14 protein-coding genes are annotated in these 13,116 nt (G+C 62.3%); 10 read left to right on the forward strand and 4 right to left on the reverse strand.

Features of this window, described 5'->3' with window-relative positions:
* The first annotated feature begins 149 nt into the window (after positions 1–149).
* The 5 genes from lpxK to BLS41_RS14060 all read left to right on the forward strand — a co-directional run bounded on the left by lpxK (position 150) and on the right by BLS41_RS14060 (position 4,277).
* Positions 150–1,166: a tetraacyldisaccharide 4'-kinase gene (lpxK, locus tag BLS41_RS14040; protein WP_074765431.1), complete on the forward strand. Its 1,017-nt coding sequence runs from the start codon at positions 150–152 to the stop codon at positions 1,164–1,166.
* Complete coding sequence (locus BLS41_RS14045) at positions 1,147–1,350, forward strand: Trm112 family protein (RefSeq protein WP_006050060.1); 204 nt, start codon at positions 1,147–1,149, stop codon at positions 1,348–1,350. Before lpxK ends, BLS41_RS14045 begins: the two co-directional genes overlap by 20 nt.
* Before the next feature lie 219 nt (positions 1,351–1,569).
* Positions 1,570–2,373, forward strand: a complete 804-nt coding sequence (kdsB, locus tag BLS41_RS14050; protein WP_074765433.1) for a 3-deoxy-manno-octulosonate cytidylyltransferase — start codon at positions 1,570–1,572, stop codon at positions 2,371–2,373.
* Between the two features lie 214 nt (positions 2,374–2,587).
* A complete protein-coding gene (gene adk / locus BLS41_RS14055; protein ID WP_074765435.1) occupies positions 2,588–3,253 on the forward strand; it encodes an adenylate kinase in 666 nt (221 codons plus the stop codon).
* A 265-nt stretch (positions 3,254–3,518) separates the two neighbouring features.
* Positions 3,519–4,277 carry a 3-hydroxyacyl-CoA dehydrogenase gene (locus BLS41_RS14060; RefSeq protein ID WP_074765437.1) on the forward strand — a complete coding sequence of 253 codons (759 nt, stop codon included), beginning with the start codon at positions 3,519–3,521 and terminating at the stop codon, positions 4,275–4,277.
* 124 nt (positions 4,278–4,401) lie between these two features.
* Here the strand turns inward: BLS41_RS14060 and BLS41_RS14065 are convergent, their stop codons facing one another.
* Together BLS41_RS14065 and murJ are read right to left on the reverse strand one after the other, a co-directional pair.
* Positions 4,402–5,244 carry a SirB1 family protein gene (locus BLS41_RS14065; protein ID WP_074766540.1) on the reverse strand — a complete coding sequence of 281 codons (843 nt, stop codon included), beginning with the start codon at positions 5,242–5,244 and terminating at the stop codon, positions 4,402–4,404.
* A gap of 5 nt (positions 5,245–5,249) precedes the next feature.
* Complete coding sequence (gene murJ / locus BLS41_RS14070; protein ID WP_074765439.1) at positions 5,250–6,800, reverse strand: murein biosynthesis integral membrane protein MurJ; 1,551 nt, start codon at positions 6,798–6,800, stop codon at positions 5,250–5,252.
* Positions 6,801–7,349: 549 nt separating this feature from the next.
* Between murJ and rpsT the strand changes: the two genes are divergently transcribed.
* On the forward strand, positions 7,350–7,628 hold the full coding sequence (gene rpsT, locus BLS41_RS14075; RefSeq protein ID WP_074765441.1) for a 30S ribosomal protein S20: 279 nt from the start codon (positions 7,350–7,352) through the stop codon (positions 7,626–7,628).
* A gap of 218 nt (positions 7,629–7,846) precedes the next feature.
* Here the strand turns inward: rpsT and BLS41_RS14080 are convergent, their stop codons facing one another.
* Positions 7,847–8,188, reverse strand: coding sequence for a DUF3579 domain-containing protein (locus BLS41_RS14080; RefSeq protein ID WP_074765442.1), 342 nt, complete (start codon positions 8,186–8,188; stop codon positions 7,847–7,849).
* 436 nt (positions 8,189–8,624) lie between these two features.
* Here BLS41_RS14080 and argF point away from each other — a divergent pair, with 436 nt between their 5' ends.
* Both argF and BLS41_RS14090 read left to right on the forward strand, forming a co-directional pair.
* Positions 8,625–9,554 carry an ornithine carbamoyltransferase gene (argF, locus tag BLS41_RS14085; RefSeq protein ID WP_074765444.1) on the forward strand — a complete coding sequence of 310 codons (930 nt, stop codon included), beginning with the start codon at positions 8,625–8,627 and terminating at the stop codon, positions 9,552–9,554.
* A gap of 234 nt (positions 9,555–9,788) precedes the next feature.
* Entirely contained in the window at positions 9,789–11,015 is a 1,227-nt protein-coding gene (locus BLS41_RS14090) for an argininosuccinate synthase (RefSeq protein WP_074765447.1), read from the forward strand.
* A 356-nt stretch (positions 11,016–11,371) separates the two neighbouring features.
* Here the strand turns inward: BLS41_RS14090 and murB are convergent, their stop codons facing one another.
* A complete protein-coding gene (murB, locus tag BLS41_RS14095; protein WP_253189680.1) occupies positions 11,372–12,406 on the reverse strand; it encodes a UDP-N-acetylmuramate dehydrogenase in 1,035 nt (344 codons plus the stop codon).
* Between murB and BLS41_RS39030 the strand changes: the two genes are divergently transcribed.
* Positions 12,320–12,547, forward strand: coding sequence for a hypothetical protein (locus BLS41_RS39030; RefSeq protein ID WP_171910175.1), 228 nt, complete (start codon positions 12,320–12,322; stop codon positions 12,545–12,547). The genes murB and BLS41_RS39030 overlap by 87 nt on opposite strands.
* Before the next feature lie 82 nt (positions 12,548–12,629).
* Positions 12,630–13,115, forward strand: coding sequence for a YajQ family cyclic di-GMP-binding protein (locus BLS41_RS14100; protein ID WP_028197943.1), 486 nt, complete (start codon positions 12,630–12,632; stop codon positions 13,113–13,115).
* Position 13,116 lies beyond the last annotated feature (1 nt).

Genomic DNA, 13,116 nt, shown 5'->3' on the forward strand with positions numbered 1-13,116 from the left:
CATTTTTCGCCCTACTTTTCGATTGTCCGGAGAACCGCGTTGATGCAGACCCCGCGTATTGCGCATGGCGCCTCCACGCCGGCGAGTTGTCCTTCTGTTTCGGCCCGAGTATCGGCCCGAAGTGCGCCGTCTGTTCGCATGGCTCGCCCATGAGCGAATTCAACGACCGCCTCGAAGCGCGCCTCGCGCGTGAATGGCAACAGCGCGGGCCGCTCGCGTGGGCGTTGTCGCCGCTCGCGTGTGTGTTCGGTACGATTGCCGCCGCGCGCCGCGCCGCGTTTTCGATGGGATGGCTGAAATCGGTGCGCGTTGGCGTGCCGGTGGTGGTGGTCGGCAACGTGACAGTCGGTGGAACCGGCAAGACGCCGACCGTGATCGCGCTGGTCGAAGCGTTGCGCGCCGCGGGCTTCACGCCCGGCGTGGTGTCGCGCGGCTACGGCGCGCGCGTGAAGGGGCCGACACCGGTCACGGCGACGTCGGCGGCGACCGTCGGCGGCGACGAACCCTTGCTGATCGCGCGGCGCACCGGCGCGCCTGTGTGGGTCTGCCCGGACCGCGTGGCCGCTGCACAGGCGCTATGCGCCAGGCATCGCGACGTCGACGTGATCGTCAGCGACGACGGCCTGCAACACTACCGCCTCGCGCGCGACGCTGAGCTGGTGGTGTTCGATCACCGGCTCGGCGGCAACGGTTTTCTGCTGCCGGCGGGTCCATTGCGCGAGCCGCTGTCGCGCCGCCGCGACGCGACGCTGATCAACGATCCCTACGCGCGCTCGCTGCCCGCCTGGCCGAATACGTTCGCGCTGCAACTCGCGCCCGCCGAGGCGTGGCATCTGGATAACCCGGCGCTGCGCCGGCCGCTTGCGCAATTCAGCGGCGACCGTGTGCTGGCCGCGGCCGGCATTGGCTCGCCGGAGCGCTTTTTCTCGACGCTGCGCGCTGCCGGCCTCACCCCCGCTACGCGCGCGCTGCCCGACCACTACGCGTTCGAGCGCAATCCTTTCACCGACGTGGACGCCGACGCGATCCTGATAACGGAAAAGGATGCGGTAAAATTAGGGTCCTGGCACGATGCGCGCATCTGGGTTGTCCCGGTCGAAGCCGCGCTCGATCATCGCCTCATCGCATTAGTTGTGGAGAAAGTCCGTGGACGCTCGCCTGCTTGAAATTCTCGTCTGCCCGATCTGCAAGGGCCCGCTCAGCTACGACCGTTCCGCCCAGGAGCTGATCTGCAACGCCGACAAGCTCGCATATCCGATCCGCGACGGCATTCCCGTCATGCTCGTCGACGAAGCGCGGCAGACTGTCGAAGGCACGCCGGTCGACCTGAATCCGGGCTCGGTGGCCTGAGCCGGTCGATACGCGAGGCGATACGAAACGGCGTTCGCAGAAATGACGCGACGCCTCTTTCGCTTCGTTAAGCCGCGTGCGTTGATCCACCGTTCGTTTCTCCGTCGTTTGCTGTCGTAGCCGTACGCGCCCGCGCTGTCTGCCGGGTCGTTTGACACGGCTTCACCGCGATCCGTCTTTCCGCCGTTCTTCCCGATCACCTCCCTGCTCATCTCGCCGATGACTCAAGCCAACTCCACCACCGCCCCCCCGTTCATCGCCGTCGTACCGGCCCGGCTCGCTTCGACGCGTCTGCCTAACAAGCCGCTCGCGGACCTTGGCGGCAAGCCGATGGTGGTGCGGGTCGCCGAACGCGCACGCGAATCGGGCGCACAGCAGGTGCTGGTCGCGTCCGACGCACAAGAAGTGCTCGACGCTGCCCGCGACCACGGCTTCGAAGCCGTGTTGACGCGCGCCGATCACCCGTCGGGCACCGACCGTCTCGCGGAAGTCGCCGCGCAGTTCGGCTGGAGCGACGACACGATCGTCGTCAACGTGCAGGGCGACGAACCGCTGATCGACCCGGCCCTCGTATGCGGCGTGGCGTCGCACCTTGCAGCCAGCAGCGGTTGCGCGATCGCTACCGCCGCGCACCCGATCGTCGACCCCGCCGAAATCTTCAACCCGAATGTCGTCAAGGTCGTGCTGGACGCTCGCGGCGTAGCGCTGTATTTCTCGCGCGCGCCGATTCCCTGGGCTCGCGACGCTTATCAGCCGCACTGGCCCAATGTCGCGTCGATGCCCGCGCCGCCTGCTCCGGCGGTGGTTCACCGGCACATCGGGCTGTATGCGTATCGTGCGCAATTTCTGCGCACGTATCCCACTCTCGCGATCTCGCCGATCGAGCAGGTCGAAGCGCTCGAACAGTTGCGCGCGATGTGGCATGGCGAGCGAATTGCAGTGCTCGTCACCCAGGACGTGCCGCTGCCAGGCGTCGACACCCCCGCCGATCTCGCGCGCGTAAGGGCTTTATTCGGGTCTTGACCGCAAAAACCCATGGCATAATCGGACGGTTGTGCGCGCCTCCTACAACAAGCGAGCGTCAGGGTTTGCCCCGGTCGCGCCGGTTTCCTCCTGCAGCGCCGTCGTGTTTCGACGTGCAGCGCGAGAGTCGAACGGCAGTCGATGCGGGTCCCTCGGCGAATCGCCGGATGGCTGCAGCGTCTTCAAAGAATTCACATAGATCTGGAGATATCACATGCGTTTGATCCTTTTGGGTGCACCCGGCGCGGGTAAGGGCACTCAGGCAAACTTCATCAAGGAAAAATTCGGTATTCCGCAAATTTCCACCGGTGACATGCTGCGCGCGGCCGTCAAGGCAGGCACGCCGCTGGGCCTCGAAGCCAAGCGTTTTATGGACGCTGGCGAGCTGGTCACGGACGAACTCATCATCAACCTGGTGAAGGAGCGTCTGCAGCAGGCCGATTGCGCGAATGGTTATCTGTTCGACGGTTTCCCGCGCACCATTCCGCAAGCGGAAGCGATGAAGCAGGCGGGCGTTGCGATCGATTACGTGCTGGAAATCGACGTTCCGTTTGACGAGATCATCGTGCGTATGAGCGGTCGCCGCTCGCACGCAGCGTCGGGCCGCACGTACCACGTCAAGTTCAATCCGCCGAAGGTCGAAGGCGTCGACGACGTGACCGGCGAGCCGCTGATCCAGCGTGACGACGACAAGGAAGAAACGGTCAAGAAGCGCCTGCAAGTCTATGAAGCGCAAACCAAGCCGCTGATCGACTACTACAACGGCTGGGCAAAGAACGGCGATACGGCGACTTCGTTGAAAGCACCGCAATACCGTCGCATTTCGGGCCTCGGCAGCGTCGACGAAATTCGTGAACGCGCTTTCGACGCGCTGAAGTAATCCCTCCGGTTTTGTTCGACAAAAAAACCCGCCCATGCCGGCGGGTTTTTTTATTGCCGCATGCGACAGGCGATGTATATGAAATGCGCGTGCCGCCATTTTTTGACGCCATAAGCTCAACTTTAATTAGACCTCCGTATCGGCAGCGCTCCGAATTCCGCGCTCCGATCGCTCGCTTTCTGCATCGCAACACAGCCGCTACAATCGACTATCGAAAAAATATTCGATCTGGCCACGACTGAACAACCGTAGCAAAGGAGAAGAGATGGAGATTCGTGACAATGTGTTCCTGATCACCGGCGGTGCATCGGGTCTCGGCGCCGCCACAGCTCGCCTGTTCGTCGAGAACGGCGGCAAGGTGGTGCTGGCCGACCTGAATCAGGACGCCGGCGAGGCGCTCGCGAAGGAACTCGGTGGCGTGTTCGTCAAATGCGACGTGAGCCGCGAAGACGACGCGACCCAAGCCGTGGAAGCCGCCATCAAGCTCGGCACACTGCGCGGGCTGATCAATTGCGCGGGCATTGCGCCCGCGGTCAAGACGGTCGGCAAAGACGGCCCGCATCCGCTCGACTCGTTCGTGCGCACCATCTCGATCAATCTGATCGGCACCTTCAACATGATCCGGCTCGCCGCCGCGGCCATGTCGAAGAACGAGCCGAATGCGAACGGCGAGCGCGGCGTGATCGTCAACACGGCGTCGGTGGCGGCCTATGACGGGCAGATCGGCCAGGCCGCCTACGCGGCATCCAAAGGCGGCGTGGTCGGCATGACGCTGCCGATTGCACGCGACCTTTCGCGCAACGCGATCCGCGTGATGACGATTGCCCCTGGCATCTTCGAAACGCCGATGCTGCTCGGCATGCCGCAAGAAGTGCAGGACGCGCTCGGGGCAATGGTGCCGTTCCCGCCGCGCCTGGGCAAACCAGCCGAATACGCGATGCTGGCCAAGCAGATTTTCGACAACCCGATGCTGAACGGCGAAGTGATTCGTCTGGACGGGGCGATACGGATGCAGCCAAAGTAATTGCCGTGCCCGCTCAGCTCGGCTCATAACGCGCCAATGCAAAAACGCCTGCTCATGAATCGATCATGAGCAGGCGTTTCATTTTGGTGCGTACGCGGCCTTGCGCGTCGAAAGCCTCGCGCGACTAGTCGCGATCGTCCTGCTGGGTCCGCTGACGCAACTCGTGCAATTGCGACTCCACCACCATTGCGTCTTCCGCATCGGGGCGGTCGCCGAGATAGTTTTCGAGGTCTTCGAGCGCGGGCCGCAGATAATCGAGCCGCGCATACGCAAAACCACGATCGCGCACTTCTTCGATATTGTCGGGCAACAGAATCACCAGACGCTGCTGAACAGCCAGCAGGCGCTGCCACCGTTCAGTCTCGAGATAAGTCGCCTTGAGGTTGCCCAACATCCGCGTGAGGATTTCGCGACTCGTGGCCGGTTGCAGCAGCATCCGCAGCGCCCTGCTCACCGACTCCCCCGCCGACGCCACATAAGGCTCCAGCATGTCGACCATCTCCGACTCGGACAGCGAATGACCGTTGATCGGGTCGAGCATCACGTCGCCGTCGGGCGTCGTGACGCGCAACAGGAAATGCCCGGGGAACGAGACGCCGCGCACCGGAATGCCGATCTGCTCGGCCATCTCCAAGTACAACACCGCCAGCGAAATCGGAATGCCGCGACGACGCTTGAGCACGACATTCAGATGACTGTTGTCGGGGTCGAAATAATCGTTGAGATTGCTGGCAAAACCCAGCTCGCGGAAGAAGAACCGGTTCAGAATGCCGATCTTTTGCCTAGGGTCGGCGTTCTCCGGGATGCGTCGCTGGAGGCGCAGCACGAGTTCGTCGATCTCGGCCAGCGTGGCTTGCAGATCGAGATCGGGATAAGCGTCCTGTGCGAGCGAAAGCGCCGCTTCGGTCAACGGCAGACTTTCGTCTTCGGCCACGAGCGTGCTGAAATAGTCGAGAACTCGCGTCATCGTGATCACTTCACTCGCCTTTTGAAATACGCGTACTTGAAGCCCATCAGCCAAAGCATACCGAAATATAGCGCGGCGAACAGCACGAGGCACGCGCCCAGCAGCACGATCCGGTTGAGCGGCTGATCGTGCATGGCGATCCAGTCAAAACTGATTGCCAGCCACCTCATCACGCCCGCCAGCACCAGACAGGCGCCCAGCAACTGCACGAAGAATTTCAGCCAGCCATTCGACGGCATATAGATGCCGCGCTTGCGCAGACCGAGAAACAGCAGCAACGCGTTGACGCAAGCGCCGAGCCCGACGCTCAGCGTCAAGCCCGCGTGCGCGAACATCGGCACGAACGCGTAGTTGCTCAACTGCGTCACGATCAGCACGCCGATGCCGATCTTCACCGGCGTCTTGATGTCCTGCTTCGCGTAGAAGCCCGGCGCGAGAATCTTGATCAGGATCAGGCCGATCAGCCCGACGCCGTAGGCGGCCAGCGCGCGGCTCACCATCACGACCGAATGGCCGTCGAATTTGCCGTAGTGGAACAGCACGGCCGTCAGCGGCTCGGCAAAGAAGAACAGCGCGACCGCGCTCGGCGCGGCCAGCAGGAACGTCACCCGCAGCCCCCAGTCGAGCAGCGACGAATATTCGTGCGGATCGGCGTCGACGTGCGCCTTGGCCAGACTCGGCAGCAGGATCGTACCGAGCGCGACACCAAGCAGCGCGGTCGGGAATTCCATCAGACGGTCGGCGTAGTTGATCCACGAGACCGCGCCGGGGCCGATGCGCGACGCGATATTCGTGTTGATGATCAGGCTGATCTGCGCAACCGACACGGCGAACATGGCCGGCACCATCTTCGACAGCACCCGCTTGACGCCGCGATGCGCGAGCGCCCGCAAGGGATTCCAGCCGATGCGCGGCACCATGTCGATCTTCTTCAGCCCCGGCAACTGCACCAGAAACTGCAACAGCCCGCCGACGATCACCGCCCACGCGAGCGCGTAGACCGGCGTTTGCAGACGCGGCGCGACGAACACCGCAGCGAGGATGAACGCCACGTTCAGCAGCACCGGCGCGAACGCGGGCAACGAGAAGCTCTTGTACGTATTCAGCACGCTCGACGCCAGCGACGTCAGCGAAATGAAAATGATGTACGGGAACATGATGCGCGTCATCGTGACGGCGAGCGCGTACGCGTGGCCTTCATGCGCGAGCCCCGAGGCCACGATGAACACCACGCCGGACGCGCCCAGCACGCCGATCACCGACAGCACGGCCAGCGCCCAGGCCAGCACGGTCGAGGTGGCGTCGACGAGTGCCTTGGTGGCGTCATGACCCTGCTGGTTCTTGAACTCGGCGAGGATCGGCACGAAGGCCTGCGAGAACGCGCCCTCGGCGGAAATACGGCGCAGCAGATTGGGAATACGGAAGGCGACGTAGAACGCGTCAGTAAATTGACTGGCGCCGAACGCACGAGCGATCAGCGTTTCGCGGGCCAGTCCGGTCACGCGCGACAGCAGCGTGAAGCCGCTGACCGTCAGCAAGGCTCGGAGTAGATTCATGGGGCGCTTATTATACGGGTGCCGCAAGTGCGGACGACGAGCCGGGACGCGATTCGGACCGATTTGCTGCACAGACGTTCGATTGGATTTACGGTCTACGCCGTTTTTCGCGGCTTTTCGGGGATTGCCTCGGCAAGCGTACCAACCCAACCAGTGCTTGGGGGCATGATCAGCGCCTCGCCCGCACCACAGCGGCTCCCCACTCCTCTTGCACGTCGCTGGACCTCGCGCTACACGGGCGACGGAGCGGTCATCAAGCTTTCCCGTTGCCACGTGCCTGATTTTGTTGCTATAATCGTCGGCTTCGAAGAGCTCGCTCAATTTTCGGGCGGTGTTTTATGACATCGCGGACACCGCGGGTTGGCACCACGCCCCCCGCTAAATACCGTCCGGCACCAAGAAAATCCGAGCCCGCCTTCGCGTAGTTCGATCGATTTTTCGACACTTTTTGCGCTCTTGGGCAATCGCTTCCAAGAGTTCGGATCTAAAAGCAGCACCTCACCACTTGAAGGTCAGGTACTGGAAACAGGAACAGGATAAGGAACCGTCATGGCAAACTCCGCACAAGCACGCAAGCGCGCCCGCCAGGCCGCCAAGGCAAACTCGCACAACTCGGCACTGCGCTCGAAGTTCCGCACGGCTATCAAGGCTGTTCGCAAGGCGATCGACGCCGGCGACAAGGCTAAGGCCGCTGAAATCTTCCAGGCATCGTCGAAGACCATCGACATCATTGCCGACAAGAACATCGTTCACAAGAACAAGGCAGCTCGCCATAAGAGCCGCCTCGCTGCAGCCATCAAGGGTCTGCAAGCGGCCGCAGCTCAGTAATTCCGGTCGGCCCGCTTCGGTGGGCTAACTCCTGTTTCCGCTGCACAGAAAGGCCCGCCTCGGCGGGCTTTTTTGCTTGGGACTTTGCGCCCGCCTGGTCCACGAGACCAGCGGATTGCGGCTCAACAGACCGCCCGCCTGGAGCCCTCGCTCCGGGCACAAAAAAACCCGCTTCTGGCGGGTTTTTGCTTTTACAGATCCAACCGGGCGGACCCGGTTTAGATCACATGCCTCTTTTCCCGCGGCGCGACGTGCTCGAGCTCCAGCTCACACGCCTCGGTTACGACGAGGTCGTTGTCCTTTGCAAAATTGAGGACGAAATCGAAAGCCATGGGCTCGATGTCGCGCAGGCGCGAATCGAGGATCACACACTTCAGGTCGCCGATCATGGTGGGCCGCACGTACAACGAATACTGCATGTAGGCGTTCGGCCCCTTTCTCGCACCGGGACCAAAACACGCCATCACGCCCGCGAGCCGCTCCGACCAGTCGCTCGGCCGAAACTTTTTTCCTTTCGACGTGATGCCCTGAATGAAATATTCGGTTGGTGCTTCGGCCATGTAGGAATACCTGTGTGACTGCCCAGCGGATGACGGCAAAGCCGGCGGCAAGCCGGTTCAACTGCCTGAACTCGCCGCATACGCCACGATGGCGAATCGTGCCGCCAGAAACCGCCCGAGGCCAGCGGAACGCCGCCCCGGCGTTTGTCATGACGGCGCACCGCGAGCAGACTTTCCGAACCGCGCGAGCCGTGTCCCGCAAGCAAAATAGCTGCCTGCCGGGCTTTGAGATAACCGGCAGATTATAGCGCAGCGGACCCTTTTCCGCAGCGCACACAAGCCCCGGCCGACACACTTCCGAGGCTTTCACCCTGCTTACCCGGCCTTTTGGCCGACTCGTCAAACGGGGCAAAATCCTTTATGCTGCATTGAGTTACCACAAACGACGGCGGCGCCGTCCGGCAATCCTGCCGGGTGAGACCGCCGTATTTGTTTCATGACCGCCAAGAAAATTCGCCACTATCTGCAGTTCAAGGATTTCTCGCTGGAAGACTACGAATACGTGCTGGAACGAGCACGCATTCTCAAGCGCAAGTTTAAAAACTACGAGACCTACCACCCGCTGCACGACCGCACGCTGGCGATGATCTTCGAGAAAAATTCGACTCGCACGCGCCTGTCGTTCGAAGCCGGCATCTTCCAGCTCGGCGGTCACGCCGTCTTCATGAGCACGCGCGACACGCAACTCGGCCGCGGCGAACCGATCGAAGACGCTGCGCAAGTCATTTCGCGCATGGTCGACATCATCATGATCCGCACGTATGGGCAGGACATCATCGAGCGCTTCGCCGAGAACTCGCGCGTGCCGGTCATTAACGGGCTGACCAACGAATATCATCCCTGCCAGGTGCTCGCGGACATCTTCACGTTCTTCGAACATCGCGGCCCGATTCGCGGCAAAACGGTCGCGTGGGTCGGCGACGCCAACAACATGCTGTACACGTGGATCGAAGCTGCGCAAATTCTCGGCTTCAAACTGCGCCTGTCCACGCCCCCGGGCTACAAGCTCGACCGCGCGATGGTCGCCGCCGAAAGCGCGCCGTTCTACGAAGAGTTCGACGATCCGAACGAGGCCTGCGCGGGCGCCGACCTCGTCACGACGGACGTCTGGACCAGCATGGGCTTCGAAGCCGAAAACGAAGCACGCAAGAAAGCCTTCGCCGACTGGTGCGTCGACGCCGACATGATGGCGCGTGCCAATTCCGACGCGCTCTTCATGCACTGCCTGCCCGCCCATCGCGGCGAGGAAGTCAGCGCTGAAGTGATCGACGGTCCGCAGAGCGTCGTGTGGGACGAAGCGGAAAACCGTCTGCACGTGCAAAAGGCGTTGTTGGAATTCCTGCTGCTCGGCAAGCTGAATCACTGAGCGAGCCCTTCCAGCACCTGCGTGAAGCGCGACGGGGCCTTGGTTACGAGGCAAGCATCCACGTCAGCGCCATGCAGCGAGCCGGAGTCCACGGTTGCCAGTGAACCCGGCTTGCATCACCGCACTGTCCCAAAAACGCGGGCACCCGGCGGTTTAGTGTCAAAATAGCGTTTTTCCGCGCTCCGGACCCGCCGGTGCGCCTGTTTTCCCGCTTTTTCCAGCTACGAGTTCACCATGAGCGATATCAAGAAAGTCGTGCTCGCCTATTCGGGCGGCCTCGACACCTCCGTCATCCTGAAGTGGTTGCAGGACAACTACGACGCCGAAGTCGTCACGTTCACGGCCGACATCGGCCAGGGCGAAGAGCTGGAGCCGGCGCGCAAGAAAGCCCTGCAACTCGGCATCAAGCAGGAAAACATTTTCATCGAAGACCTGCGCGAAGAATTCGTGCGCGACTACGTGTTCCCGATGTTCCGCGCGAACACGATTTACGAAGGCGAATACCTGCTGGGCACGTCGATCGCGCGTCCGCTGATCGCGAAGCGCCAGATCGAAATCGCCCGCGCAACCGGCGCGCAAGCGGTGTCGCACGGCGCAACCGGCAAGGGTAACGACCAGGTTCGCTTCGAACTCGGCTACTACGCGCTGGAACCCGGCATCAAGGTGATCGCACCGTGGCGCGAATGGGACCTGCTGTCGCGCGAAAAACTGCTCGCGTACGCAGAAAAGGCCGGCATTCCTATCGAAATGAAGCACAAGCAAGGCGGCGCGCCGTATTCGATGGACGCGAACCTGCTACACATCTCGTTCGAAGGCCGTCACCTGGAAGACCCGAAGGCCGAGGCCGAAGCCGATATGTGGCGTTGGACCGTGTCGCCGGAACAGGCGCCGGACCAGGCCGAATACCTCGACATCGAGTACGAACACGGCGACCCGGTTGCGATCAACGGCAAGCGTCTGTCGGCGGCTGAAATGCTGACCGAACTGAACCGTTTGGGCGGCAAGCACGGCATTGGCCGTCTGGATCTGGTCGAAAACCGTTACGTCGGCATGAAGTCGCGTGGCTGCTATGAAACGCCGGGCGGCACGATCATGCTGAAGGCGCACCGCGGCATCGAGTCGATCACGCTCGACCGTGAAGTGGCTCACCTGAAGGACGACCTGATGGCCCGCTACGCGTCGCTGATTTACAACGGCTACTGGTGGAGCCCGGAGCGTCGCGCGATTCAGGTGCTGATCGACCACACGCAAGAAAAGGTCAACGGCTGGGTGCGTGTGAAGCTGTACAAGGGCAGCGTGTCGGTCGTGGCGCGTGATTCGAAGGAAACGCTGTTCGACAAGACGATCGCTACGTTCGACGACGACGGCGGCGCTTACAACCAGGCTGACGCTGGCGGGTTCATCAAGCTGAACGCGCTGCGTATGCGGATTGCTGAGAACGCACGCCGTCAGCGTGACTAAAGAAGTTGGTTTGAGATTGGGCTAACTTTGCGCGGCTGATCTCGAACGACAACGTGAAAAAGGCGCCGGGAGGAAACTCCCGGCGCCTTTTTCATTGCCGGCGCACAAATGTCTGCTCAGGAGCGGGCGGCTGCATGCCGATGCAGGAGCGCTGAGTCAGCATGCTCCCGTTGTTAGCGACAACAAGGATCAGAACGACCACTGGGCGTCGCAGCGCCCGTTGGCACCGATTTCGTGCCTCTTGTATTCGGAACGCACATCACGGCGTCACCAGGCGAGATGCGGAAGGAAGTTGACACCCAAGCTCGAAGCCCCGCACGCGCCGCCGGTTCATTCCACGCCGCCCGCGCTGCAACTCACAAACAGACCGGCTCGGCTTCCAGCTCGACCCCAAATCGCGCCAGCACATCGCGCTGGACCGCTTTCGCAAGCGCCAAAACCTCCGCGCCGCTCGCGCCGCCGCGGTTCACCAGCACCAGCGCCTGGCGCTCATGCACCGCCGCCGCGCCCATCGCACGGCCTTTCCAACCGCACCGGTCGATCAACCAGCCCGCCGCAAGCTTTACCCGGCCGTCGGGCTGAGGATAAGACACGACCTCCGGCTCCCGGAGCTTCAGCGCGTCAAACTGCGCTGCATCCACGACCGGGTTTTTGAAGAAACTCCCGGCATTGCCAAGCTCCAGCGGATCAGGCAACTTCGCGCGACGCACGGCTACCACCGCATCGAAAATAGCCTGCGCGGTCGGCAGCGCGTCATCTGAACCCGGCGCAGCAGAGGCTGAAGCGCCTGCCGTCAGTGCTCGCGCCAGATCCGCATACCCGGCGCGTGGCTGCCAGGCCTTTGGCAAGCGGAACGTCACTGACGTGATCACAAAGCGCTCGCGCCCTTCCCGCTTGAAGAAACTGTCGCGGTAACCGAACTGGCAAGCCTGCGCGTCGAGTTCGACGACCTCGCCGGTGGCCAGCTCCACGGCCCGCAGCGACGCGAACCGCTCGCACATTTCCAGCCCATATGCGCCGATATTCTGGATCGGCGCGGCGCCGACCGTTCCGGGGATCAGCGCAAGGTTTTCCAGGCCGGGCATGCCCTGCGACAAAGTCCACGCGACGAACTCGTGCCACGGCTCGCCGCCGGCTGCCTCGACGTACCACGCGTCGTCGTCCTCGCGTACGACCTCGCGGCCGCGCATCGCCATCAGCAGCACCAGCCCGCCGAAGTCGCCGGTCAGCACGACATTGCTGCCGCCGCCCAGCACGAGGCGCGGCAGGCCGGCGGCGCGCGGATCGCGCACGGCGACCATCAATTGCTCTTCGCGTTCGATCCGGCACGCAAACTGCGCACGGACATCGAAGCCGAAGGTGTTGTGCGCCTTCAGCGGATAGCCGGCAATGAACGCGGCGGAATCGGATTGGGACATCGGAATAAGAGCAATGAAACGACGAAAGAGACCACGAACGAGGCCAGGTCAGCCCTCGCCCGCGCGGCATTGCGCGGCGGTCTTGGGCAAAAGGGAGTGGCGTCGGTAAAATGACGTCCGGTCCGTGATTATAGCGAGTGCCCCGTGAGCAGCCGACCGGCCGCCTCACGCATCGCAGCACTATTGGGAGAATGCAATGCCATCGTTTGACGTCGTCTGCGAAGCAGACATGATCGAAGTCAAGAATGCGATCGAACAGTCCAACAAGGAAATCTCAACGCGCTTCGACTTCAAAGGGTCGGACGCGCGCGTCGAGCACAAGGAAAGCGAAATCACCGCATACGCGGACGACGATTTCAAGCTCGGTCAGGTAAAGGACGTGCTGCTGTCGAAAATGGCCAAGCGCAACGTGGACGTGCGCTTCCTCGACTACGGCAAGATCGAGAAGATCGGCGGCGACAAGGTCAAGCAGGTCATCAAGATCAAGAAAGGCGTGTCCGGCGATCTGTCGAAGAAAATCGTGCGCCTCGTGAAGGACAGCAAGATCAAGGTCCAGGCGAGCATTCAGGGCGACGCGGTGCGGATTACCGGCGGCAAGCGAGACGATCTGCAAAGCGTGATCGCGATGCTGCGCAAGGACGTGACCGATACGCCGCTCGACTTCAATAACTTCCGCGACTGAG

The sequence above is a fragment of the Paraburkholderia fungorum genome, from assembly GCF_900099835.1.
Taxonomy (GTDB): domain Bacteria; phylum Pseudomonadota; class Gammaproteobacteria; order Burkholderiales; family Burkholderiaceae; genus Paraburkholderia; species Paraburkholderia fungorum_A.